Source organism: Actinoallomurus sp. NBC_01490, from assembly GCF_036227085.1.
In the GTDB taxonomy this organism is placed as follows: domain Bacteria; phylum Actinomycetota; class Actinomycetes; order Streptosporangiales; family Streptosporangiaceae; genus Actinoallomurus; species Actinoallomurus oryzae.
This window is the reverse complement of sequence record NZ_CP109433.1, coordinates 4,691,981-4,715,847: the sequence shown is the minus strand read 5'-3', so window position 1 is coordinate 4,715,847 and position 23,867 is coordinate 4,691,981. Positions and strand designations below refer to the sequence as shown.

The window sequence follows — 23,867 nt, the reverse complement described above, 5'->3', positions numbered from 1 at the left end:
GGCGAAGAACCGGGCCGCGCTGTCGGCCTCGTGAGCCGGCCGTCGCGCCCCCGCGCCGACGGCCGGCTCACGCCGTGCTCAGCGGGCGGAGCGCCGTACGAAGACGATCGCCGTGGCCAGGGCCACCGTGACGAACGCCGCCGCCACCGCGAAGGCGACCGCGGTGCCGTGAACGGCGCCGCCGTGCCGGCCGGCCGTGCCGAACACCGAGACCAGCACGGCCATCCCCAGGGCACCGCCGACCTGCTGCATGGTCTGCAGCAGGCCGGACGCCGCCCCCGAGTCCTCCCGGCGTACGCCGGACAGGATCGTGAGGGTGAGCGGCAGGAACACGATCCCGGCGCCCAGGCCGAACAGGACCAGCGGTCCGAGCATGGCCCCCGCGTAGCCGCTCGATGCGGTCAGGCGCGTGAGCCAGAGCATCCCGGCCAGCATGAACGGCAGGCCGGCCAGCATCAGCCGCCGCGCGCCGAACCTCGGCACGAGCCGCGGCGCCAGCCGTGCGACGCCGAACAGCAGCCCCGTCATCGGCAGGAACGCCAGCCCGGCCTTCAGCGGGCTGAAGCCGAGGGAGTTCTGCAGGAACTGGACGAGGAAGAAGAACATCCCGAACATGGCCGCCGCGAGCAGCAGCATGGTGAAGTAGGCGCCCGCGCGGGCCCGGTCGGCGAAGAGACGAAGCGGCACCACCGGCTGCCCCGCCCGCGCCTCCACCGTCACGAACGCCGCGAGGAGGACCACCCCGGCGGCGACCGCCAGGAGCGTCGTCGTGTCGCTCCAGCCCGCGTCGGCGGCGCGGATGAACGCGTAGACCAGGGCGACCATGCCCGTGACGGACGTGACCGCGCCGATGACGTCGAGCCGGCCGCGGTGCCGCTCGGTCTCCGCCAGGAACATCGGGGCGAGCAGGAGCACCACCGCTCCCACTGGAACGTTGACGAACAGGACCCACCGCCAGGAGGCCCAGTCGGTGAGCACGCCGCCCAGGATCAGGCCGACGGACGCGCCCGCCGAGCTGGTGGCGGAGAAGACGCTGAGGGCGCGGTTGCGTTCGGACCCCTCGGCGAAGTTGGTGGTGATGAGGGCGAGCGCGCCGGGCGCCGCGAGCGCCGCTCCCCCGCCCTGGACGGCGCGGGCGGCGAGCAGCCACGCAGCCGAGGTGGCGAACCCGCCGGCCAGTGAGGCCAGAGTGAACACCGCGATGCCGGTGACGAACACCCGGCGGCGGCCGAGGATGTCACCGGCGCGCCCGCCGAGCAGCAGCAGGCCGCCGAACGTGAGCGAGTAGGCGTTGCTGACCCACGACAGGCCGGTGGCGGAGAAGTGCAGGCTGCTCTGGATCTCGGGCAGGGCGACGAAGACGACGGTCGCGTCGAGCACGACCATGAGCTGGCACGCGACGATCACGGCCAGGGAGATCCCGGGGTGACGCGCGTGCCGCGCGGGTCCGCCGGCGATCGGCGTCCCGCGCGGAGAGACGGTCTGCTGGGACATGAGTCATAGACTCCTTCTGCAGGAAGTGCACCGGGCGTCCCCCGAAGTGGCTGTCGGGGCCGCCCGGACCTAACCGGAGGATGCCTCCGTTACGATACGGAGGTATCCTCCGGTACGCAACCGTGTCCGGAGGAGCGATGACGACCGCCGATCAGCGCCCCATGCGCGCCGACGCGCGCCGCAACTACAAGCGGCTGCTCGACGAGGCCAAGGTCGCCTTCCTCGAACACGGCGCGGACGCCCCGCTGGAGGACATCGCCCGGCGCGCACACGTCGGCATCGGCACGCTCTACCGCCACTTTCCGACCCGGCTGGCACTCCAGGCCGCGGTGTACCAGGAGCAGGTCGACGACCTGTGCGCCAAGGCGTACGAGCTGCTGGAGACCGAGCGGAGCGGGGACGCGCTGGCCGCCTGGATGCGGTCGTTCGCCGAGTACGCCACGAGCAGGCGCGGCCTGATGCAGACCCTGAAAGAGGTCATCGACGTACGCTCGGACCTGTTCGCCCGCTGCCACGACGAGATCCGGGGCGCGGCCGGCACGGTGCTCGCCGAGGCCCAGCGGGCCGGCACCGTACGCCCCGAGGTGACCGTCGAGGACCTGCTTCGCCTGACCCACGGGCTCTCCGTGGCGACCCAGTCCGCGCCGGAGAGCGCCGACCGGCTGCTCTCGTACCTGCTCGACGGCCTCCGCCCGCAGCACTGATCATCCCTTTCCCCGAGGAATGCCCAGGTCAGCGCGGGAATGTCCAGGTCAGCCCCGTCTGTTTAGCTCCTGAGGTCCTCCAGACCGGAAGGAGATCGGGTGACGGCCATCGCCGAGCGCACCAGGCACGCGGCGGGCAGGGCGGAGCGGATCCGCGTGTTCCTCATCCTGGGCGCGCTGAGCGCCATCGGTCCGCTGTCGATCGACATGTACCTGCCGGCCCTGCCGAAGCTCACCCGTGATCTTGCGGCCGGGCCCTCCCTCGTCCAGCTCACGCTCACGGCGTGCATGATCGGCCTGGCCGCGGGGCAGGTGATCGCCGGTCCGATCAGCGACATGTGGGGGCGCCGGCGGCCGATGTTCGCCGGCATCGCGATCTACACCGTCGCCTCTCTGGCGTGCGTCGTCGCGCCCAACGTGGAACTGCTGGTCGCGCTGCGGCTGATCCAGGGCGTGTCCGGCGCGGCGTGCATCGTGATCTCCCGGGCGGTGGTCCGCGACATGCACGACGGCCCGGCCGCGGCCCGGTTCTTCTCGCTGTTGATGCTGGTGAACGGCATCGCGCCGGTGGCCGCACCGGTGATCGGCGCGCAGGTGCTGCGCTTCACGTCCTGGCGGGGCGTGTTCGGGGTCCTGGCCTTCCTCGGCGTGCTGATGACCGTCTCGATGCTGGGGCTGCGCGAGACGCTGCCGCCCGCGGAGCGGCACACGGGCGGCCTTCGGGCGGCCGTACGGACCTTCGGGGCACTGTGCGCCGACCGGGTCTTCATGGGGTACGCGCTGGCGGGCGGCTTCGCCTTCGCGGCGATGTTCGCCTACATCTCCGGATCGCCGTTCGTCGTACAGAACATCTACGGCCTGTCGCCGCAGACCTACAGCCTGATCTTCGCCGTCAACTCCCTGGGCATTGTGGCGTTCGGCCAGGTCAGCGGCCTGCTGGCCGGACGGGTCCGGCTGATCACCCTCCTGACCGCAGGACTTGGGACCTCGCTGCTCGGCGGCGTGCTGCTGCTCGTCGCCGTGTTCGGCGGGCTGGGCCTGCCCGGAGTACTGGTCGCGCTGTTCCTCGTGGTCTCCGCGATCGGCCTGACCCTGCCGAACTCGACCGCGCTCGCCCTGACGGGCCGCCCGGCGAACGTCGCGGGCAGCGCGTCGGCCCTGTTCGGCCTGCTGCAGTACGTCGTCGGAGCCGTCGCCGCACCGCTGGTCGGGCTGGCCGGCTCGCACTCGGCCGCCCCGATGGCGGTCGTCATCGCCGCCTCGGCGGCCGTGGGCGTCCTGCTCCTCGCCGGTCTGACCCGAGGTCACCACCAGACGCAGTGAGCCGGGACCGGCCTCGACCGTGTGGCGGCCGGGTCCACCGATCGGTCGATGGGCCGATCCACCCGCGGCGTACCCGGGTGGTCGATCCGCCGTCATGGTCGCGCGGGCGATGCTCATGACCGTACCCAGGAGAGCCGAGGAGCACGGTCATGCCGGTCATCGAAGTCACCAACCTGCACAAACGCTACGGCGACACCGTCGCCGTGGACGACGTCTCGTTCGGCGTCGAGGAGGGCGAGATCTTCGGGATCCTCGGCCCGAACGGCGCCGGCAAGACCACCACCGTCGAGTGCGTGGAGGGGCTGCGCGCCCCCGACCGGGGTCGCGTCTCGGTGCTCGGGCTGGACCCGCGGCGCGACCGCGCCGAGCTCACCCAGCGGGTCGGCGTGCAGCTGCAGCAGAGCGATCTGCCGGAGAAGATGAAGGTCGCCGAGGCCATCGCGCTGTACGGCTCCTTCTACCGCAGGCCCGCCGACGGGGAACGACTCATCGACGAGCTCGGCCTCGCCGGCAGGCGCGACACCCGGTTCGGCAAGCTGTCCGGCGGCCAGAAGCAGCGCGTGTCGATCGCACTCGCGCTGGCGGGCAGCCCCGAGATCGCGGTGCTCGACGAGCTGACCACCGGGCTGGACCCGCAGGCGCGCCGGGACACCTGGCGGCTCATCGAGCAGGTACGGGACCGGGGCGTCACGATCCTGCTGGTCACACACTTCATGGAGGAGGCCGAGCGGCTCTGCGACCGCATCGCGGTGATCGACTCGGGCCGGGTCGTGGCGATCGACACGCCCGCCGGACTCGTGTCCCGCGTCGACCCTGAGCAGCGCATCCGGTTCCGGCCCTCGCCGGCGCTGGACGACCGGCTGCTCAAGGAGCTGCCCGAGGTGCACACGGTGACCCGGTCCGGCGACCAGCTCACGGTGACCGGCACGGGCGGTCTCCTCCAGGCGGTCACCTCGGTGCTCGCCCGCAACGACATCATCGCCGCCGACCTCCGGGTCGAGCAGACCAGTCTCGACGACGCCTTCGTCGCCCTCACCGGCCGCAGCATCGCCCAGGAGGCCTGACGTGTTCGCCCGGATCACCCTCATGGAGTTCAGGCTCACCCTGCGCGAGCTCGTCGTGCCGCTGTTCGTGCTGGTGCTGCCGATCGGGCTGCTGCTCGGCTTCGGCTTCCAGCCCGGCAGCCGGCGCCCGGACGCCGACCTCGGCGGCCAGACCGGCGCCGCGTACATCGCGGCGATCGGCGCGGGCATCTGCCTGGCCGTTCTCGGGCTGAGCGTGCTGCCCGCCGCCCTGGCCGGCTACCGCGAGAAGGGCGTGCTGCGCCGCCTGGCCACCACGCCCGTACGGCCCGTGTACCTGCTCGCCGCCCAGATCGTCGTGTACGCGGCGGCGGCACTGTTCACCGTGGCGGTGCTCATCGTCCTCGGCGACGTGCTGTTCGGCACGCCGGTGCCCAAGGCCTTCCCCGCCTTCCTCGGCACCCTGCTGCTCGGCATCGCGGCGCTGTTCGCGATCGGGCTGCTGGTCGCGGCCGTGGCGCCCAGCGGCAAGGCCGGTCAGGCGATCGGCATGATCCTGTTCTTCCCGAACCTGTTCCTCGGCGGCGTCTACATCCCCCGCGAGGCGATGCCGGCGGTCCTGCGGCACATCGGCGACTACTCACCGCTCGGCGCGACCCTCAAGACGATGCGGGACGCCTGGATGGGGACGGATCCGCGTGGCACGCAGTTGGCCATAATGGCCGCGTACGCGGTCGTCGCCGGGGTGGCCGCGACCAAGCTCTTCAGGTGGGAATGACCGTGCCGCCGCCGCTCGGCCAGTGGGAACGACGCGAGGCCCTCATGCTTCGCGTCGTTCCGCACTGCGCGCTCGCGGTCTCGGTCGTTCTGCTGCTCCTGGCCGGCTCCGGCCCGTTCCCGCGCCTGCTCACCACGCTCGGCCTCACGCTGGTCGCCGAGGTCTGGCTGCTCGTGATGGACGGCTCCGGCCCCGCGTGGACCCGGCGGCCGTGGGCGAGGGTCGTGCACTTCGCGGTGTTCACGCTCCTGTCCGTCTCGCTCGTCTACCTGAGCCCGCTCTACGGGTTCTTCGCCTGGAGCGGCTATCTCCAGGTGCCGGCCCTGCCCGCCCGCTGGCGATGGGCGGGCGTGGTCGCCACGGCCGCGATCGTCTCCAGCACGTACGTCGGCGGGGTCCAGCAGATCGACGGGTCCACGGTCGCCCTCTTCGTCATCTTCACGGCGGCCGGCGTCGGTCTCGGCGGCGGGTTCCTGTTCCTCAACACGATGCTCGGCCGCCAGAACGACCGCCGGCGGGTGATGCTCGGCGACCTCGCCGAGGCCAACGCCCAGCTCGAGGCCGCCCTCGCCGAGAACGCCGGCCTGCACGCCCAGCTGCTGACCCAGGCGCGGGAGGCCGGGGTCCTGGACGAGCGCGCCCGGATGGCGCGGGAGATCCACGACACGCTCGCGCAGGGGTTCACCGGGATCATCGCCCAGCTCGAGGCCGCCCGGCAGAACCCGGACCAGTGGCGGCGTTTCACCGACCAGGCCCAGGCCCTGGCGCGGGAGAACCTGTCCGAGGCCCGCCGGTCCGTACGCGCGCTGCGGCCCGAACGCCTCGAGCAGGCGCGCCTGCCCGAGGCGATCAGCGGCATGAGCGAGCGCTGGTCGCAGACCACCGGCATCGCGGTGGGCGTCGAGACCACCGGCGAGCCGCGGCCGATGCTCGCCGACGTGGAGGTCGCGCTGTTCCGCGTCGCGCAGGAGGCCCTGACCAACGTCGCCAAGCACGCCAAGGCCACACGGGTCGGGCTCACGCTGTCGTACATGGACGACGTCGTGCTGCTCGACGTCCGCGACGACGGCGTCGGCTTCGAGCCCTGCGACGCGGACGGCGGGTTCGGCCTGTCGTCGATGCGGCAGCGGCTGCTGCGCGTCGCGGGGAACCTGGCCGTCGAGAGCAACCCCGGGGAGGGCACCGCGGTCAACGCGAGCGTCCCCGCCCTTCCCTCCGGAGGAGGAGCATGATCCGCCTACTCATCGTCGACGACCACCCGATCGTCCGCGACGGCCTGCGCGGCGTCTTCGCCGCCGAGCCCGACCTGGAGGTGGTGGCCGAGGCGTCCGACGGCGCCGAGGCGGTGCGCAGGGCCGGCGACGCCGACGTCGTGCTCATGGACCTGCGCATGCCCGGCATGGGCGGCGTGGAGGCGATCGACCGGCTGCGCGAGGCGTTCCCCGACGTACGCGTGCTCGTGCTGACCACCTTCGACACCGACAGCGACGTCCTGCCCGCCATCGAGGCGGGAGCGACGGGCTACCTGCTCAAGGACGCGCCACACGAGGAGTTGCTGCGCGCGGTGCGCTCGGCGTACCGGGGCGAGTCGGTGCTGTCGCCGTCGGTCGCGGGCCGCCTGATGGGCCGGGTCCGGCGACCGTCCGAGGGCACGCTGAGCAAGCGCGAACGCGAGGTGCTCGCCCTCATCGCCGACGGCACCACCAACCGCGAGGCGGCCAGGCGCCTGTTCGTCAGCGAGGCGACCATCAAGACGCACCTGCTGCACATCTACGACAAGCTCGGCGTCCGAGACCGCGCCGCCGCCGTCGGCGAGGCGTACAAACGGGGCCTGCTCTCCTGAGGGGTCACCGCCCCGGCGTACGCGAACGGCCCCGGCGCCGCTCGCGGCGCAGGGCGACGTACTGCGTGCCGGCGCCCGCGATCAGGATCACCGCCATGGCGGCGACGAGCCACCGGGGCGGGTCCAGCAACTGTCCGGAGAACACGTCGTACGCCAGGAGGACGAAGAAGATCGCGCTACAGGCCCAGCTCGCCACGACCCATCCCCTGGCGGGACCGTACAGGCGTTCGATCACGAACGACAGCCTAAGGGACCGCCCGGGAACCCACGCCCGGTCGCGCGGCGCTCGCGGGCGAGGGTTGCGGGCAGCCTCCAAGACACCGCCCCCGGCCGATCCCCTGCCCCCCGTTACGGGCCCGCGAAGAAGGTGGTCAGCACCGGGGCGAGGGCGTCCGGGGACACGTCGTGGGTCTGGCCGTCCAGGGTCCGATACTCGGCCTGCGGGATCGCGTCCGCGGTGGCCTTCGCCGCGTGCCGGAGGGCCTCCGGGCTCGCGCCGCCGGACAGCACCAGGGTCGGGGCGGTGACCGCCGAGGCGAGGGCCCGGGGCACCCGGCCGTCGCCGAGCAGCGCGTCGTCGTAGGCGAGCGTCGGGGCGATCGCCTCCATCGCGGACCAGCCCGGCCCGCCGCGCATGCCCTCCACCGCCTGCGGCGGGACGCCCACGTTCGTTATGAACAACGCCACCGCGTCGCCCCTCCGGCCGGCGGCGAGCAGCCCGGTGAGGCGCTCGGTGTAGTCGCGCCGGCGCGTGCCGCCCTCGGCTTCGGCCTCGCCCGTGAACGGCGGCTCGTACAGCGCCAGCCGCGCGATGCCCGGCCCGGACGAGGCCGCCGCCAGTGCCAGGGCCGCGCCCGAGGAGATCGCGTAGACGTGGGCCTCGCCGCCGGCCTCCGCGATCAGCGCGCGCAGGTCCTCCACCTCCCGCGCCACCGCGTACGGCGGCGTGTCCGTGCTCTCGCCGCGCCCGCGGCGGTCGTAGGCGTGGACGGTGAACGCGTGCCGCAGCCGGGCGGCGAGCGCCCGCATCGGTCCCCCGCCCCGGTGGCACATGGCCCCGTCGACGAGGATGAGCGGCGGTCCGTCGCCGTCGCGCTCGTAGACGATCGTGGTGCCGTCGGCGGACGTCACTTTCGGCATGGTGTGCTCCTTCAGCGATCGAGACCGGCGAGGTAGGCGTCGAAGCGGTCGAGGCTGGTGGCGAAGCCGGCCCGCGCCTCGGCGCTGCGGTACGCCTCCGGCACGTTCGTCTGGTGGGTGACGACCTCGGTCCGCCCGTCGCCGAGATCGGTGAAGGTGATCGTGGTGCTCATGCCGCCCTCGACGCCCGGCTCGATCCACCCGAGCCGGTGCGGCCGGCTGACCTCCGTGTACACGGCGCGCATGGTGTACGTGCCGCCGTCGGCGTCGCTCACCATGGTGGTCTCGAAGGCGCCGCCCGGCCGCAGGTCGACGACGATGTTCTCGGCCGGGGTGGTCGTGCCGGCCGGCCCCCAGAAGTGGGTCAGGTGCTCAGGCGTGGTCATGCAGTCGAACAACAGCTCCGGGGACGCGCGGTGCACCCTCCGGTAGGTGAGCTCTCCGGTCTCGCTCATCGTGTCGTCCCCTCATCCTGGTCCCGCCCGGCGCGCAGTGCGGCCAGGTGCGCGTCGAGGCGGTCGTGGCGGTCGGTCCAGACCTGCCGGTGGCGCTCGATCCAGCCGACGGCCGCGTCGAGACGCACCGGATCCAGCACACAGGGCCGGGACTGCCCGGTACGGGTCCGCGAGATGAGCCGGGCGCGTTCGAGCACCTTCAGGTGCTTGGAGACCGCCTGTTGCGTCATCGCGAAGGGTTCGGCGAGCTGGTTCACCGTCGCGTCGCCGCGCGCGAGGCGCTCCAGGATCGCGCGCCGGGTGGGATCGGCCAGGGCCGAGAACACCAGGCTCAGATCGTCTTCCACGACTGTCATGCGCCGACCCTACTCACAACCAAACGGTTACACAACTAGATGGTTGTCAATCCGGTGCCGGCTCCTGCGACGGCGCGGGCGGCCGTACGCTGGGGTCGTCATCCAGCCCCCTCGACGATCGTGGAGAGCCCGTGCGCGTCCTCGGCCTGATGTCCGGCACGTCGTTCGACGCCATCGAGGTGGCGGCGGCCGAGCTGACCGCCCACGGCGCGGACCTGGCGCTGCGGCCGCTCGGTTCGCTCTCGGTTCCGTACGCGCCCGGCCTCGCCGCCCGCATCGCCGCCGCCCTCCCCCCGGCCACGACCACGGCGGGCGAGATCTGCGCGCTCGACACCCGCATCGGGCAGGCGTTCGCCGAGGCCGCCGTCCGCGGCGTCGCCGAGCTCGCGGACGGACGCGCCGACCTCGTGGTCTCCCACGGCCAGACGGTCTTCCACTGGGTGGAGGAGGGCCGCGTCCTCGGCACCCTGCAGATCGGCCAGCCCGCCTGGATCGCCGAGCGCACCGGGCTGCCGGTCGTGGCCGACCTGCGCACCCGCGACGTCGCCGCCGGCGGTCAGGGCGCCCCGCTCGTGAGCCTGGTCGACACGCTGCTGCTGTCGGGGGACGTCCCGCGCGCGGCCCTCAACCTCGGCGGCATCGCCAACATCACGGTGGTCGCCGACGGCCGCGAGGCCGTCGCGTTCGACACCGGGCCCGCCAACGGCCTGCTCGACGCCGTGGTCGCGGAGGCGACCGGTGGCGCACGCCGCTACGACGCCGACGGGGCGGGCGCGCGGGCCGGGACCGTTCACGAGCGCCTGCTGGAGCTGCTGCTGGCCGAGCCGTACTACGCGGCGGCACCACCGAAGACGACGGGCAAGGAACTGTTCAACCTGGCGTACGTGGAAAAGACGCTCGCCGCGCTCGGCGGCGGCCGTCCCTCCCACGAGGACCTGCTCGCGACGCTGACCCGGCTCACCGCCACCACGGTGGCCCGCGCGGTCGCGCCGTACGGGGTCGCGGAGGTGATCGCCTCGGGTGGCGGCACGGCGAACCCGGCGCTGCTGGCCGACCTCGCGGCCGAGCTGGACCGGCGGGCGGGCGCGTCGCTTCGGACGATCGACGAGCTCGGCATCCCCTCCGGGGCCAAGGAGGCCTACGCCTTCGCCGTGCTCGGCTGGCTCACCGCGCACGGCCTGCCGGGCACCGCCGCCTCGTGCACCGGCGCGAGCGGCCCGCGCGTGCTCGGCGCGATCGTCCCCGGCGCCGGCGGGCGGCTGCCCCGGCCGGAGACCACGGCACCGCCCCGCCGTCTGCGCATCGTCCCGAGCTGAGGGCCCGCGTGGCGGCGATCATCCGGGGACGAACTCGTTGACTTCGCCGTCACACCGGAGAGGCGGTGGCCGCGTCCGCCGCGACGTGGCACGCGGCCTGGTGCCCGGGCCGCAGTTCGAGCAGTGCGGGCTCGTCCGTACGGCAGCGGTCCTCCGCCACCGGGCAGCGGGGGTGGAAACGGCATCCGGCCGGCGGCCTGGCCGCGTTGGGCACCTCGCCTCCCAGCACGGGCGCCGGGGTGCGCCGCGACGGGTCCGGGACGAGCCCGGCGTCGCGGAGTGAGCGCGCGTACGGATGCAGCGGCTCGTCCGACACCTCGCGCCACGGGCCGACCTCCGCGACCTTGCCCAGGTACAGGACCAGGACCCGGTCGCTGATGTGGCGCACCATGGCGAGGTCGTGGGAGATGAACAGGTACGTGAGGTTCAGCCGCTCGCGCAGGCGTACGAGCAGGTTCATCACCTCGGCCTGTACCGAGACGTCGAGCGCCGACACGGCCTCGTCCAGGATGAGGACGTCGGGCTCGACCGCGAGGGCGCGCGCGATGCCGACGCGCTGCCGCTGGCCTCCCGACAGCTGCACCGGATACCGGTCGCGCAGCCGGGACGGGAGCCCCACCATCTCCATCAGCTCGGTGACCCGGGCGGAACGCTCGGCGCCCCGCGCGGCCAGCCCGTGCACGCCGAGCACCTCCGCCAGCGTCTGCTCGACGGTGAGGCGCGGATGCAGCGAGGCGTACGGGTCCTGGAAGACGAGCTGGACCCGCCGCCGGTACGGCCGCATCGCCCGCGGCCCGAGCGCGGTCAGCTCGGTGTCGCCGAGCAGCACGCGCCCGGAGGTGGGGTGCTCGAGCCGTACGAGCAGGCGGGCGAGCGTCGACTTGCCGCAGCCGGACTCGCCGACGATGCCGAGGGTCTCCCCCGGCGCGACCGTGAAGGAGACACCGTCGAGCGCGTGGACGACCGCACCGCCGGCACCTTTGTAGTGCTTGACGAGGTTCTCCACCGTCAGCGTCTCGGTGTTGCTGATGAGTCCTCCTTCGTCGGAAGAGTGACCATGTCCGCGTGCTCTTTGGTTCACTCGCTTCGCTCGCTCACGAGTCCTCCTTCGCCCAGAGGCGCGCGTGCTCCTCGGTTCGCTCGCTCACGCGGTCCACTCCTCCGGGGGCACGTGGCAGGCCGCCCGCTGTGGCCCGCGGTCGAGCAGGGGCGGCTCGGCGGTCGTGCAGACGTCGCGCCGCTGCGGGCAGCGCGGCGCGAACGGGCAGCCCGGCGGCAGGTTCGCCGGATCCGGGGGAAGCCCGCCGATCTGGGTCAGCGGCGGGCGTTCGGCGCCGCGGTGCGCGGGCAGGGAGCGCAACAGCCCGGCCGTGTACGGGTGGGAGGGCCGGGCGAACAGCTCGGCCGTCGTCCCCTCCTCCACCACGCGCCCCGCGTACATGACCGCCGTGCGGTCCGCGATGTGCGCCACGACACCGAGGTCGTGCGTGATCCACACGACCGCCATGCCGTCCTCGCGCCGCAGCTCGTCGACCAGGTCGATGACCTGCCGCTGGATGGTGACGTCGAGCGCGGTCGTCGGCTCGTCGGCGATCAGCACCCGCGGTCGCTGGGCCACCGCGACCGCGATCATGGCGCGCTGCCGCATCCCGCCGGAGAGCTGGTGCGGGTACGCACGCAGCGCGCGGTCCACGGGCAGCCCGACGCGTTCGAGCGTCTCGGCGGCGCGGGTCCGTGCGTCCGCCGCCGCCATGCCGTGCGCGGTCAGGCCCTCGACGATCTGCGGCCCGATCCGCATGAGCGGGTTGAGCGCGGTCATCGGCTCCTGGTAGACCATGCCGACCTGCGCGCCCCGCACCGTACGCCGCTCGGCCTCGGGCAGCGCGACGACGTCGCGCCCGTCGACGCGTACCGAGCCGCCGCCGACCCGGATGGTGTCGGGCAGCAGGCCCATGACGGCGAGCGCGGTGAGCGACTTGCCCGAGCCGGACTCCCCGACCAGCCCGAGGGTCTGGCCGGGCTCGACCGCGAGGTCCACACCGCGGACGAGATCGACGCCCGTGGACCGTACGGTCACGGTGAGGCCTTCGACGGCCAGCGCGGCCTGGGGAACGACCACCGGGGCCGTCCTCTCGCTCCGTTCGGTCATGACCGGTCCTCCGCGGGGTCGAGGGCCGCGCGCAGCCCGTCGCCTAGCAGGTTGAGGCCGATGACCAGCACGACGATCACGGCCGCGGGCGCCGCCAGCATCCAGGGCTCGGTGGTCAGGAACGTACGGCCGTCCGCCACCATCAGGCCGAGCGAGCTCTGCGGCGGCTGGGTGCCCAGGCCCAGGAAGCTGAGCGTCGACTCCGTGAGCACGGCCCACGACATCGCGAGCGTGGTCTGCACGAGGATCGGCGCGGCGACGTTCGGCAGGACGTGCCGGCCCACGAGGCGGAGCGGCCCGAACCCGAGCACGCGGCCCGCCTTGACGTACTCGGCGTTCCGTACGGTCAGCGTCGGGCCGCGCGCGGTGCGGATGAAGATCGGCAGGTAGACGATGGCGATCGCCAGCGTCGTCTCGGGCCAGCCGCGGCCGAGCGCCGAGATCACGGTCAGCGCGAGCAGGATCGCCGGGAAGGCGAACAGCACGTCGGTGAGCCGTCCGACGACGGCGTCCGCCCATCCCCCGGCGTACCCGGAGACGACGCCGACGAGCGTGCCGGCCGCCGCCGCGGCGGCGACGGAGACGACGGCCACGCGCAGCGAGGCGAAGATGCCCGACAGCGCGCGGGAGAAGACGTCCCGCCCGAACTGGTCGGTGCCGAACGGATGGCTCACCGAGGGCGGTTTCAGCCGTACCGCGACGTCCTGGGCGACCGTGTCGTACGGCAGGAGCCCGAACAGGCCGGCCAGGCCGCCGAGGACGATCACGCCGGTGACGACCATACCGATGCGGCCGTTGCGGTCGGCCCACAGGCGGCGCGCGACGCCCCGGCGGCCGGGCGGCGGCGGTCCGGCCGGGTCGAGGGCGGCGCCCACCGCCGCGGGCGCGGGTGGCACTGTCATGTCTCGGCCGTTCTCGGGTCGAGGGCGCGGTAGATGAGGTCGACGGCGAGGTTGACGACGACGAAGCCGGTCGCGATGAGCAGCACGGCCGACTGGACGACGGCGTAGTCGCGCTGCAGGATCGCGTTCAGCAGGAGCCGCCCGAGGCCGGGCAGCGCGAAGACCTGCTCGATGACGACGGTGCCGCCCAGCAGGTAGCCGAACTGGATGCCGACCATCGTGACGATCGGGACGCTGGAGTTGCGCAGCACGTGCCGCCAGCGGATGCGCCGGGGGAACAGGCCCTTGCCCCGCGCGGTGCGCACGAAGTCCGAACGCGCCACGTCGAGGTAGGCCGAGCGGGTGGTGCGCATCACCGTCGCCGCCAGGCCGACCGCGAGGACGAGCGCCGGATAGATCATCTGGCTGAGGTTCCCGCCGACCGACTGGGAGAGCGGCACGAAGGTGCCGGCCGAGGGGAAGTAGCGGAAGACCGCGCCGAGCACGGCGACGACGACGGAGGCGAGGACGAACTCCGGCAGCGCCAGGCCGAGCAGTCCGGCGGACTGCACGCCGAGGTCGCGGGCGCCGCCGGGACGGCCGGCCGCGAGCACGCCGAGCGCGATGCCGAGCGGCGCGCCGATGAGCGTGGCGAGCACCGCCAGTTCGACCGTGACGGGGATCGCCGAGCCCAGCAGCGTCGCGACGTCGGTGCCGCTGTTCACCGAGACGCCGAGGTTGCCGTGCAGCACCTGGCCGATCCAGGTGACGAACTGGTGCGGGACGGACTGGTCGATGCCGTAGTAGCGGCGCAGCGCGGCGCGCTGGCCCGCGGTGAGCAGGCCCGCCTGCGTGCCGAGGTTCGCGTCGATCGCGTCGCCCGGCAGCAGGCGCAGCAGCGCGAAGACCACGACCGCGACGCCGATCAGGGTGCCCGCCAGCCCGGCGACCCGGCCTCCCACGGCGCGGAGCGCCGTCATTCCCCGGCTCACCCCCGCGTGGCGCTCTGCAGCGAGCGCAGCGAGTTGTCGGCGGTGATGCCCAGGCCCGTCACGTTCGGCTGCATGGCCACGACGTTGTTGTCGGTGAAGAGCCACACCCACGGCGACTGCTGGAGCATGGTGCGCTGGAGCTGGGCCACGGTCGCGTCGCTGAGCCGCTCCTCGGTCGACGCGCCCGCCTGGGCGAGCAGCTTGGCGATCGGCGGCGAGTCCAGCCCGGCCGGCTTGGCGAGCGATGCGCCGTCGCCGAAGTAGCGGGCGTACATCAGGTAGGGCGAGGACATGCCGCCGTTGAGCGCGAGGGCGACGTCGAAGTCGGCCTTGCTCCACCGCTTCACGTACACGTTGGTGGGCTGCTGGTCGATGGTGAGCTTGACGCCGATCTTCGACAGCTGGGCCTGGAGGTTCTGCGCCTCGTTGACGGCCGAGGCGTAGCCGCCGCTCATCACGAGCATCTTCAGGTCGACCGACGTGCCGCCGAGCAGCTTCTTGGCCGCGGCGGCGTCGCCGGGCGTGCACGGCAGCCCGTCGGTCGGCGACAGGTGGTAGCCGGGGCTGGTGATCGGCCCGGTGACCGTGCCCTGGCCGGCCACGGCGGTGTCGACGACCTGCTTGCGGTCGATGGCGCAGGCGATCGCCTGACGGACGGGCAGCCGGTCGAGCGGCTTGCGCCGGCCGTTGAGCATGAGGGCGTGGTAGGCCATCGACGGCGTCTTGGCGATCGTGACGCCACCGTGCGCCTGGGCGACGACGTTCGGGTCGGTGAGCACGCCGGCGTCGAACGACCCGGCGCGCAGGCCGGCCAGGATCGAGTTCTCGTCCGGGATGACGCGGAACTCCACGCCGGGCAGCTTGGGAGCGCCGCCGAAGTAGGCGGAGTTGGCGGTCAGGTCGACCTTCTGCCCCTGGGTGCGGCCGGCCAGCTTGAACGGCCCGGTGCCGTTCGCGGCCTGGGCGAGGCGTCCGGCCTTGATGTCGGCCGGGTCGACGATGGCGGTGCCGGTCAGGGTGAGCGTGTGGAGGACGGAGCCGTCGGGGCGGCTCAGCTTGATCACCGCGGTGTTCGGGTCCGGCGCGGTGACCTTGGTCACGGCGAGCAGGTTCGACCGGACGACCGAGGCGGTGGCCTCGTCGCGGACGCGGTCGAGGGTGGCGACCACGGCGTCGGCGGTGAGGGCGTCGCCGTTGTGGAACCGCACGCCCTGCTGGAGGTGGAAGGTGAGCGTACGGCCGTCCTTGCTCGTCTCCCAGCTCTTGGCCAGCCCGGGGACGAGCCGGCCGTCGGCGTCCGTGCGGAGCAGCGTGTCGAAGATCAGCTGGAGGGTCTGCACGGTGCCGAAGGCGGTCGCCACGGCCGGGTCGAGACCGTCGAGGTCGACCGTCCGTGCCACGACCAGCGGCCCGTGCGACTTCTTCCCGGCGTTCCCCGAGCCGGCCGGGGAGCAGGCCGCGACCACGGCCGAGACCGCCCCCGCCAGCGCGAAGGCGCGCAGGAGACGGTGTCTGAACATGCGCATGGGGTCCTCATCTCGCGCTGCGAAAAACAAGATGTACCACTATGGACCACAGTGACGTAAAAAAGTAACGCCCAGCCGCGAGTCTTTACCGGAGGTCCCTCGATGCCCGAACCCGCCCCGCTCACGGACGCCGTCACCGGCGCGGTCGGCGACGAGCGGGGCCCGACGGCCGCCGCGCTCGCCGTCGTGCGGCGCGGCGTGGGCCCGCCCACCATCGTCACGGCGGGACGGACCGGCCGGGAGGGTCCGGCTCCCCGGCCGGTCGAACCGGGCACGCGCTTCGACCTGGCCTCCGTCTCCAAGATCGTAACGACGCTCGCCGTCATGCGCCTGCGGGCCGCCGGCGCACTGGACCTGGACGCCCCCGTACGGTCGCTGCTGCCGGTGTTCGCCGGCGGGGCGAAGGACTCCGTCACCGTACGCTCACTGCTGCTCCATCGCGCCGGCCTGTGGGAGTGGTGGCCGCTGTACGCCCCCGCGGAGGACGGGGAGGGCGTCCTGGGCGACCCGGCGGCGGCGGTCGCGCGGGCCGCGGCGCTGCCCCTGCGCTACTCGCCGGACTCCGGGCGGCACTACTCCGACCTGGGGTTCCAGCTACTGGGGGCGATCGTCACGACGGTCTGCGGCACGGATCTGCGGACGGCCGTCGCCGACCTCGTCACCGGGCCCCTCGGCCTGCGGGCGACCGGGTACGGACCGCTGACGGATCCCGGCGTGGCGGTGACGTCCCACGGCGACGCGTGGGAGCGGCGGATGATCGCGACCGGCGAGCCGTACCCCGTCCCCGTACGGTCCGTCCCGGCCGGACGGGACCACTGGCTGCGGGGCGAGGCCGGCGACGGCAACGCGCACCACGCGTTCGGCGGCGCCGCCGGGCACGCGGGGATCTTCGCTCCCGCCGCCGAGACCGCCCGTCTGGGCGAGGTCATGTTCGGCGGCCATCCCGGCTGGCCGCCCGGGGTCGTCGCCGAGTTCGCCGCACCCGGGCCGGACGCGGAGCAGGCGCTCGGCTGGCGGCGTACCGAGGTCACGACGCCCGATGGCGGGACGGTCACGGTGCTCGGCCACCCGGGCTTCACCGGGACCGAACTGTCGGTCGCCCCGGCGCTCGGCCTGTCGTGGGCCCTCCTCACCAACCGGCTGCACCCCACCTCGACGCCGGTCGACGTGTCCGCGGCGCGCGCACGCGCCACCCGGCTCGTCCTGGAGCTCTGTTCGGCGGGCTGACCATCGTCGCTCACGAGGACCTGTGCGCGTCGGCGAGCATGTCGAGGGAGACCTGCCAGAGGCGTGCCGCCTTCCGCGGGTCGAGGGCATGGTCCGCCACACCACGGCGTACGCCCGGGGTGAAGAGTACGGCCTCCTCGCAGTCCTCGAAGTATTTGCCGGTGACGCCCTGAACGAGCCGCGACGCCGCGAGCAGGACGGATGTCGCCGCGCCCTGTTCGATGTTCTTGACCGAGAGGCCGGTGGCGGCGCCGGGGTCGAACGACGCGGGCGCGGGGGGCATGTGGCGGGACAGGCCGGTGCCCCAGATCCGGCCGGGGTTGAGCGCGTTGACGGTGATCCCGTCGCCGGCCCACCGCTTGGCGGCCTCCACGGCGGCGGCCCACGGGTCGTAAGGGTGGTGCGCGAAGTGGTTGTCGTCGAAGAGGACCTCACCGTTGACATGGCCCACGGAACCGACGACGACGCGCGATCCGCCGGCCGCACCAAGCGCGTCGTGCAGGCCGGTGGCGAGCGCGAAGTGGCCGAGGTGGTTGGTGGCGAACTGCAGCTCCCAGCCCTCGGGCGTGCGGGTCTCGGGGGTGGCCATGACGCCGGCGTTGTTGACGAGGATGTCCAGCGGCCCGGTCCAGCCGGCCACGAACGCCCCGACCGAAGCCTGGTCGGCGAGGTCGAGCGGAGCGACGAGGACGTCGCGCCCGCCGGTGGTCGCGGTGATGCCGGCCGCGATCCTCTCCCCCGCCTCGACGTCACGGACGGCCAGGGTGACCTCGGCTTTCGCGCCGGCCAGGGCGCGAGCCGTCTCGACGCCGATGCCCGACGAGGCGCCGGTCACGACGGCTCGGCGACCGGTCAGGTCCACCCCCGCGATGACGTCGGAGGCCGTTGACTCGGCACCGAAGCCGGTGGTGATCCGCGTACTGGTCATATCGTTTCGCTCCTTGATGCGAGTCCACGCCGGATCACTACACTGTTAAGCGGAGTCGGGTCCGGTTCTCTGCGGCCGAGCAGAAGCGGAGCCGGGTCCGGTTAGCAAGTCGCGCAGAGACGCATCACGGCGAGATCGCGGCATGGAGAGGACACGTCGTGGCTTCATCCGAGGGGACGGCCCGGTCCCTGCGCGCCGACGCCCAGGCCAATCACGACCGGCTCCTGGAGGTCGCGGCCAGGGCGTTCGCCGAGGACGGAGCCGAGGCGTCACTGAAGGCCATCGCCAAGGAGGCGGGCGTCGGCACCGGGACGCTCTACCGGCGTTTCCCGACACGCGAGATCCTCGTCGAGGCGACGTACCGCGGCGAATCGGCTCGGCTCTGCGCCTCCGCCGGCGATCTCCTGCGGCACATGCCGGCGATCGACGCTCTGCGCGTGTGGATGGAGCGGTTCCTGGACCACCTGGCGACCAAGCGAGGCATGGCCGAGTCACTGCGCGCCGTGCTGACCAACGACGACGACCTGCGGCTGAAGACACGCGGCATGCTGATCGACGCGTTGGCCCTGCTGCTGCGCGAGGGCGAGGAGCAGGGGGCGGTACGCAGTGGCCTCGACCCGTCCGACGTCGTCATGGCGCTCGGCGGCATCGCGCTCATCGCGAGCGACCAGGATCAGCGCGATCTCGCCGGGCGGCTGCTCGATCTCCTCATGGCCGGCCTCACCGCGAGCGCCGGAGAGTAGGTCGATCAGCGGTTTCCGACCCGGATGTCCGGATTTGACGCCTTCATCGCGTATCGATCATGCTGTCGGCGAACATCACTCCGACAGAGGGCGGCGACGTGCGCATCGGGCTGCTGGGAACCGGGCCGTGGGCGGAGATCGCGTACGGGCCCGCGCTCCGCGACCATCCTGAGGTCGAATTCATCGGGACGTGGGGACGCCGGCCCGAGGCCGCCGCCGCGATCGCCGAATCCTTCGGCGGACGCCCGTACGCGGACGTGGACGCCCTGATCACCGACTCCGAGGCCGTCGCGATCGCGCTGCCCCCGGCCGTCCAGGCGCCGCTGGCCGCACGCGCCGCACGCGTCGGACGCCATCTGCTGCTCGACAAGCCGCTCGCCGTGGACGTCGCGGACGCGCGGGCGGTCGTGGACGCGACCACCGCGACGGGCGTCGCGTCGGTCGTCTTCTTCACCACGCGCTTCACCGGCGAGCCGGGCCGATGGATCGGCGAGCAGGCCGAACGCGGTGGCTGGTTCACCGCGCACGCGGACTGGCTGGGCGCACTGGACAGCGGCGACAACCCGTTCGCGAACTCCCCTTGGCGCCGGCAGAAGGGCGGGCTGTGGGACGTCGGCCCGCACGCCCTTTCGGTGCTGCTGCCGGTGCTCGGCGACGTCGAGAAGGTCACGGCGGCCGTCCCCGGCCCCGGTGACACGGTCCACCTGGTGCTACGCCACACCGGCGGCGCGTCCAGTACGGCGACGCTCAGCCTCACGGCACCGGGACCGGCCGCGGGCAACCGGGCGGAGTTCCGCGGCGAGTCCGGCGTCGTGTCCCTCCCGAAGAGCCAGGACACCGCCGTGACCGCGCTGACCCGGGCGATCGACGCGCTGATCGAGTCCGCCCGCACCGGCCGCCCGCACCCGTGCGACGCACGCTTCGGCCTGCGCGTGGTGGAGATCCTCGCCGAGGCCGAGCGGCTGCTCTGACGGCACGCAACCTGGGTTACGGTCACGGACCTCGCGCGGAAGAGGGCGGCCACCCACCGAGGTAGACCGCCTTTCCGCACTACTTCCAGTCCGGTTCGAACGCCGCCGTCGGTCCGCCGATCGGAGGGGGATCGCAGCGGTGCGGAGTGCCCCTTTCCCGCCCTCGCCGTCGTGGGTCCGCACCCGGTGGTGTGACGTGCTCCGTGCGCGGTCACCGGTGTGATGTGCTGGGCATGCGATGTGAGCAAGGGATTCGAACCCCTGCGCCTACCCTCCGGCGCACCAAGAAGTGAACCGGATTACCCGCCGGCTCGCGGGATGGTGCGCGCCCCCACGTTGGCTACCTGCTCCGCATACCGTTCTCAGTCCAGCAGGTCGACCTCCCAATTGGTCCGCTGAATGAGCGTATCGACCTCGCGAAGCCGCCGGGCGAGATCATCGGCCTGACCGCGCAACTCAGCCACCGGCAGCGCGGGAATCATCCGTAGTTCAGACCGCAGCTGCCGCAACCCGCGCTGCCCCTCCCCGACCGCGGCGCTCGCGGCGGCGGTGACCAGGTTGTGCCGCAGACGCAGCACATCACGGTGGGCGAGCGCGTCCGTCAGCGTGCCGGCCCCCACCGGGGTGGCGGCGTTGGTCCGATTGATCCGGCGGATCAGCGACTCGAGTTCACCGAACACCTCCCCGGCCTCGGTGAGCAGAGCGGCGGCGTCCCCCAGATGACATCGTCCTCGCGACGGCCGGACCATTGACCGTAGCGGCGCGCCGCAAACGATGCAGCCCAAGTTGTTGCATCCCGCCCCCGGCGCAATCAGACCGGCCAAATATCCGCATGAGATCGTCAGCTTCTGACGGTCGGCACTGCACTGTCATCGATAGAAGAGGCCGCCGTCGGCCGAGGCGGGCAACGGTCGTGCCAGCTGGATCAACCAGATCCAAGCACAAACGACAGAACGGCCCAGCCGAAAGAGTGTTTCAGTTGGGCCGTAATAGAGGCTAGTGGACATAACAATCACTTGCTCTAACACAAACGATCAGCTCACAGCGCCGCTCTCAGCTCTCGATGGGTGATTGGCCCCTGGAGAGTCGGTGACACCTGCTCCAAACTGACGGTTGGGTCGAACGAGCGGAGGGTCCCTCTGACGCTCCGTGCAAGGCGATCGGGGGGCACCCGGGCCTTCGCACTCCCAGGTAAGCGGATAGGACGGCTGCGCGCTTTCTCGCAGAAATATGACTCAACGTTTAGCCGGGCCATACCGCTGAGGTGGGCCGGGTGGCCGATGGCGGTCTGCTAGGCGTAATCGCGTGCTGTTTGGTCAGCGTTTGATAGGTGGTGTTCGTAGGGTTGGGGGTGTGAGCGTCGGTGGCCCTCTTGAGGACAAACCCGCCGGGCGTGGCGGCCGTCGTAATGATCGGATGAGACGACGCACGGCGCGGTGGGTGTGGCTGCTGGATGCGTTGTCGGTGGTGCTGGTCGTTGCGGTCGGAGTAGCGACCAATCAGATCCTTAACAACGGCGTATTGGCGTGGCGGTGGCTCATCGCGGATCTGGCTATGGCCGGTGCTGTAGCTGTGGTCACTCACAAGGCGTCGGCGGTCCGGGTCGCCTCCGCACGCTCAGCGCATGGCTCGATGCCTGACCCGACTTTGAGAACCGGGTCAGGGGGAACCACGAACGTGTTCTCGGGTCAGTCGGCCGGGTCGGTGATTCAGGCCCGCAATGTCAGGATTCAGCAGCCGGCGGTGCCGGTGCTGCCGTCGGTGGCCGCGGTGGCAGCCGATGGATTGGTGGGATTGCCGCGGCGTCCCTCACCGGTGTTCGTCGGCCGGCAAGAGGCGTTGCGGCGTGTTGGGCGTGCGCTGAGGGCCGGGCAGACTGGCGTGATTACACAGGCGGTGGTGGGACTGGGCGGTGTGGGCAAGAGCGAGCTCGCACTGCAGTACGCCGACCGCCGCCGAGGCGACTATGAGCTGGTGTGGTGGCTGGTCGCCGAGACTCCGGGTGACATCCAGGCAGGTCTGGCTGAGTTGTGCCGGGAGTTGTGCACGCCGGTGTCGTCGGCTGCGGCCGCGCGGGCACCAGCGGCGGAGGCGACCGCGTGGGCGGTTGCGTGGCTGGCCGCTCATGAGCGGTGGCTGATGATCTTTGACAACGCCGAGGATCTCGATCATCTGCAGCCGTATCTGGGGCGATTGCGTTCGGGGCATGTGCTGGTAACCAGCCGCCGCGCCATCGGCTGGGACCAGATCGGCACGGTGCTGCGGCTGCCGGTGCTCGAACGCACTGACGCCGTCGCCCTACTGACCCGCACCGCCCAGCCCGTTGCCCCCGACCAGACCTTGACCGAGGCCGAACCCAGCAGGGTCGGGGCGGCGCGAGCGGACATTTCGCCGCGTGTTCTGGCTGGCGCGCCGGCGGGTGGGGCTGCTCATGAGCTGGCAGAGGAACTGGGTGGGTTACCACTGGCGTTGCGGCAGGCAGGTGCTTACATCGCCGCCACGCCTGGCATGACCGTGGCTGGGTATCTGCACCGGCTACGCACCTCCCCGCAGTGGGCGATGGCCGCTCGCCCGGCCCATCGCCCAGACCAAGGATCAGGTCGCAAGCCGGGCAGGACTGATGAACAGGTGGTGGCCGGCACCTGGGCGCTTACCATCGACCGGATTCAGCGGATCCGCCCGCTGGCGGTTCGGATGCTGCGGCTGCTGGCCTGCTACGCACCAGACCGGCTACCTAGCCACGTCCTGTACGGGCTGCCTGACACCGGCCAAGTGCAGGTGGGCGAGGCGCTGACAGCCCTGGTCTCATACAGCATGATCGATATCTCTCCTGATCGGCAGTACGTCAGCGTGCACCGCCTGGTCCAGGCCGCCACCCGAGTCAAGCTCAGCGAAACCGACCAAACCGCCGATCGCGACATTGCCGCTGCCCTACTGCAAGCAGCACTGCCCGACGATCCCAAGTCGATCGCGTCGTGGCCGGATTACGCCGAACTGCTCCCGCACGCCCGCCTGGTTCTGGCCCCCGACTCACCAGCCATGGTCGCCGTCATCGAATATGCGAACGCCAGCGGCGACTACCGCACCGCCCGAGATCTAGAGCGAATCCGCGCAGCCACTCTGCAACACACCCTCGGCCCTGAACATCTCGAAACGCTGATCGCCCGCTCCAACCTCGCCAATTGGACGGGTAGGGCGGGGGACGTCGCAGGCGCCCGGAACATGTTCGCTGAACTGCTACCGCTATATGAGGGGGTACTGGGTCTTGACCACCCCGACACGCTGACGGACCGCAGCAACCTGGCTTATTGGACGGGCGAGGCGGGGGACGCCGCCAGCGCCCGAGACATGCTTACCGAATTACTGCCGCTACGTCAGCGCGTTTCGGGTGCTGAACATCCCGAAACGCTGAACACTCACGCAAACCTCGCCAATTGGACAGGTAAGGCCGGGGACGCCGCAGGCGCCCGGAACATGTTCGCCGAACTGCTACCGCTACGTCAGCGCGTGTCAGGTCCTGAGCATCCCGACACGCTGACCACACGCACCAACCTGACCTATTGGACGGGTGAGGCGGGGGACTTCACCGGTGCCCGGAACATGTTCGCGGAACTGCTGCCGGTGCGCGAACGAGTCCTGGGTCCTGAGCATCCCGACACACTGATTGCTCGCGCCAGCCTCGCCCGCTGGACGGGTGAGGCGGGGGACGCCGCTGGTGCCCGGAACATGTTCGCGGAACTGCTGCCGGTACGCCAACGGGTCCTGGGCCCTGAGCATCCCGACACACTGACCGATCGCGCCAGCCTCGCCCGCTGGACGGGTGAGGCGGGAGACGCCGCTGGTGCCCGGAACATGTTCGCGGAACTGCTGCCGGTACGCCAACGAGTCCTGGGCCCTGAGCATCCCGACACACTGACCGACCGCGCCAACCTCACGTACTGGGCTGAGCACGCGGGAGCCGGCTCCTAAGCGAACGGCCAGGATGCACTCCGCTGACGCGTCCGGAATGGTGTTCGTGG

23 protein-coding genes are annotated in these 23,867 nt (G+C 72.0%); 11 read left to right on the top strand and 12 right to left on the bottom strand.

Annotation, left to right across the window (positions count from 1 at the left end):
* Nucleotides 1–78: 78 nt before the first annotated feature.
* Nucleotides 79–1,494 (bottom strand): MFS transporter, encoded by a 1,416-nt coding sequence (locus tag OG417_RS22430; RefSeq protein ID WP_329259355.1) that lies wholly within the window; start codon nucleotides 1,492–1,494, stop codon nucleotides 79–81.
* A 137-nt stretch (nucleotides 1,495–1,631) separates the two neighbouring features.
* On the opposite strand from OG417_RS22430, the gene OG417_RS22425 reads away from it, so the two are divergent.
* The 6 genes from OG417_RS22425 (at nucleotide 1,632) to OG417_RS22400 (ending at nucleotide 7,164) form a co-directional block, all read left to right on the top strand.
* Entirely contained in the window at nucleotides 1,632–2,198 is a 567-nt protein-coding gene (locus tag OG417_RS22425) for a TetR/AcrR family transcriptional regulator (RefSeq protein ID WP_329259352.1), read from the top strand.
* 99 nt (nucleotides 2,199–2,297) lie between these two features.
* A complete protein-coding gene (locus OG417_RS22420) occupies nucleotides 2,298–3,521 on the top strand; it encodes a multidrug effflux MFS transporter (protein ID WP_329259350.1) in 1,224 nt (407 codons plus the stop codon).
* Between the two features lie 149 nt (nucleotides 3,522–3,670).
* Nucleotides 3,671–4,585 (top strand): ABC transporter ATP-binding protein, encoded by a 915-nt coding sequence (locus tag OG417_RS22415; RefSeq protein ID WP_329259348.1) that lies wholly within the window; start codon nucleotides 3,671–3,673, stop codon nucleotides 4,583–4,585.
* Nucleotide 4,586: 1 nt separating this feature from the next.
* Nucleotides 4,587–5,321, top strand: coding sequence for an ABC transporter permease (locus OG417_RS22410; protein ID WP_329259347.1), 735 nt, complete (start codon nucleotides 4,587–4,589; stop codon nucleotides 5,319–5,321).
* Nucleotides 5,318–6,553: a sensor histidine kinase gene (locus OG417_RS22405; RefSeq protein WP_329262463.1), complete on the top strand. Its 1,236-nt coding sequence runs from the start codon at nucleotides 5,318–5,320 to the stop codon at nucleotides 6,551–6,553. The genes OG417_RS22410 and OG417_RS22405 overlap by 4 nt, the downstream gene beginning before the upstream one ends.
* Nucleotides 6,550–7,164 (top strand): response regulator transcription factor, encoded by a 615-nt coding sequence (locus OG417_RS22400; RefSeq protein WP_329259345.1) that lies wholly within the window; start codon nucleotides 6,550–6,552, stop codon nucleotides 7,162–7,164. Before OG417_RS22405 ends, OG417_RS22400 begins: the two co-directional genes overlap by 4 nt.
* Before the next feature lie 4 nt (nucleotides 7,165–7,168).
* Here the strand turns inward: OG417_RS22400 and OG417_RS22395 are convergent, their stop codons facing one another.
* The 4 genes from OG417_RS22395 to OG417_RS22380 form a co-directional block, all read right to left on the bottom strand.
* Entirely contained in the window at nucleotides 7,169–7,399 is a 231-nt protein-coding gene (locus OG417_RS22395) for a hypothetical protein (protein WP_329259342.1), read from the bottom strand.
* A 113-nt stretch (nucleotides 7,400–7,512) separates the two neighbouring features.
* Entirely contained in the window at nucleotides 7,513–8,304 is a 792-nt protein-coding gene (locus OG417_RS22390; protein ID WP_329259339.1) for an alpha/beta fold hydrolase, read from the bottom strand.
* Nucleotides 8,305–8,315: 11 nt separating this feature from the next.
* Complete coding sequence (locus tag OG417_RS22385) at nucleotides 8,316–8,759, bottom strand: SRPBCC family protein (protein WP_329259336.1); 444 nt, start codon at nucleotides 8,757–8,759, stop codon at nucleotides 8,316–8,318.
* Nucleotides 8,756–9,115, bottom strand: coding sequence for an ArsR/SmtB family transcription factor (locus OG417_RS22380; RefSeq protein WP_329259333.1), 360 nt, complete (start codon nucleotides 9,113–9,115; stop codon nucleotides 8,756–8,758). Before OG417_RS22380 ends, OG417_RS22385 begins: the two co-directional genes overlap by 4 nt.
* Before the next feature lie 131 nt (nucleotides 9,116–9,246).
* On the opposite strand from OG417_RS22380, the gene OG417_RS22375 reads away from it, so the two are divergent.
* Complete coding sequence (locus tag OG417_RS22375; protein WP_329259330.1) at nucleotides 9,247–10,431, top strand: anhydro-N-acetylmuramic acid kinase; 1,185 nt, start codon at nucleotides 9,247–9,249, stop codon at nucleotides 10,429–10,431.
* Between the two features lie 49 nt (nucleotides 10,432–10,480).
* Here OG417_RS22375 and OG417_RS22370 read toward each other — a convergent pair whose 3' ends face one another.
* From OG417_RS22370 to OG417_RS22350, 5 genes are all read right to left on the bottom strand, one after another.
* Complete coding sequence (locus tag OG417_RS22370; RefSeq protein WP_329259327.1) at nucleotides 10,481–11,512, bottom strand: ABC transporter ATP-binding protein; 1,032 nt, start codon at nucleotides 11,510–11,512, stop codon at nucleotides 10,481–10,483.
* Nucleotides 11,513–11,575: 63 nt separating this feature from the next.
* Nucleotides 11,576–12,580: an ABC transporter ATP-binding protein gene (locus tag OG417_RS22365; protein WP_329259324.1), complete on the bottom strand. Its 1,005-nt coding sequence runs from the start codon at nucleotides 12,578–12,580 to the stop codon at nucleotides 11,576–11,578.
* A complete protein-coding gene (locus OG417_RS22360; protein WP_329259321.1) occupies nucleotides 12,577–13,482 on the bottom strand; it encodes an ABC transporter permease in 906 nt (301 codons plus the stop codon). Before OG417_RS22360 ends, OG417_RS22365 begins: the two co-directional genes overlap by 4 nt.
* Entirely contained in the window at nucleotides 13,479–14,441 is a 963-nt protein-coding gene (locus OG417_RS22355; RefSeq protein WP_329259320.1) for an ABC transporter permease, read from the bottom strand. The genes OG417_RS22360 and OG417_RS22355 overlap by 4 nt, the downstream gene beginning before the upstream one ends.
* A gap of 8 nt (nucleotides 14,442–14,449) precedes the next feature.
* On the bottom strand, nucleotides 14,450–15,979 hold the full coding sequence (locus OG417_RS22350) for an ABC transporter substrate-binding protein (protein ID WP_329259317.1): 1,530 nt from the start codon (nucleotides 15,977–15,979) through the stop codon (nucleotides 14,450–14,452).
* A gap of 102 nt (nucleotides 15,980–16,081) precedes the next feature.
* Here OG417_RS22350 and OG417_RS22345 point away from each other — a divergent pair, with 102 nt between their 5' ends.
* On the top strand, nucleotides 16,082–17,206 hold the full coding sequence (locus tag OG417_RS22345) for a serine hydrolase domain-containing protein (protein ID WP_329259315.1): 1,125 nt from the start codon (nucleotides 16,082–16,084) through the stop codon (nucleotides 17,204–17,206).
* Between the two features lie 10 nt (nucleotides 17,207–17,216).
* Here the strand turns inward: OG417_RS22345 and OG417_RS22340 are convergent, their stop codons facing one another.
* Complete coding sequence (locus OG417_RS22340; RefSeq protein WP_329259312.1) at nucleotides 17,217–18,134, bottom strand: SDR family NAD(P)-dependent oxidoreductase; 918 nt, start codon at nucleotides 18,132–18,134, stop codon at nucleotides 17,217–17,219.
* 158 nt (nucleotides 18,135–18,292) lie between these two features.
* On the opposite strand from OG417_RS22340, the gene OG417_RS22335 reads away from it, so the two are divergent.
* The gene (locus tag OG417_RS22335) at nucleotides 18,293–18,877 is read left to right on the top strand and encodes a TetR/AcrR family transcriptional regulator (protein WP_329259308.1); all 585 of its coding nucleotides are present in this window, start codon (nucleotides 18,293–18,295) and stop codon (nucleotides 18,875–18,877) included.
* A 59-nt stretch (nucleotides 18,878–18,936) separates the two neighbouring features.
* The gene (locus OG417_RS22330) at nucleotides 18,937–19,848 is read left to right on the top strand and encodes a Gfo/Idh/MocA family protein (protein ID WP_329259306.1); all 912 of its coding nucleotides are present in this window, start codon (nucleotides 18,937–18,939) and stop codon (nucleotides 19,846–19,848) included.
* A gap of 362 nt (nucleotides 19,849–20,210) precedes the next feature.
* Here the strand turns inward: OG417_RS22330 and OG417_RS22325 are convergent, their stop codons facing one another.
* Nucleotides 20,211–20,597 (bottom strand): DIP1984 family protein, encoded by a 387-nt coding sequence (locus tag OG417_RS22325; RefSeq protein ID WP_329262461.1) that lies wholly within the window; start codon nucleotides 20,595–20,597, stop codon nucleotides 20,211–20,213.
* 691 nt (nucleotides 20,598–21,288) lie between these two features.
* Between OG417_RS22325 and OG417_RS22320 the strand changes: the two genes are divergently transcribed.
* Nucleotides 21,289–23,817, top strand: a complete 2,529-nt coding sequence (locus tag OG417_RS22320; protein WP_329259303.1) for a tetratricopeptide repeat protein — start codon at nucleotides 21,289–21,291, stop codon at nucleotides 23,815–23,817.
* The last annotated feature ends 50 nt before the right edge of the window (nucleotides 23,818–23,867 follow it).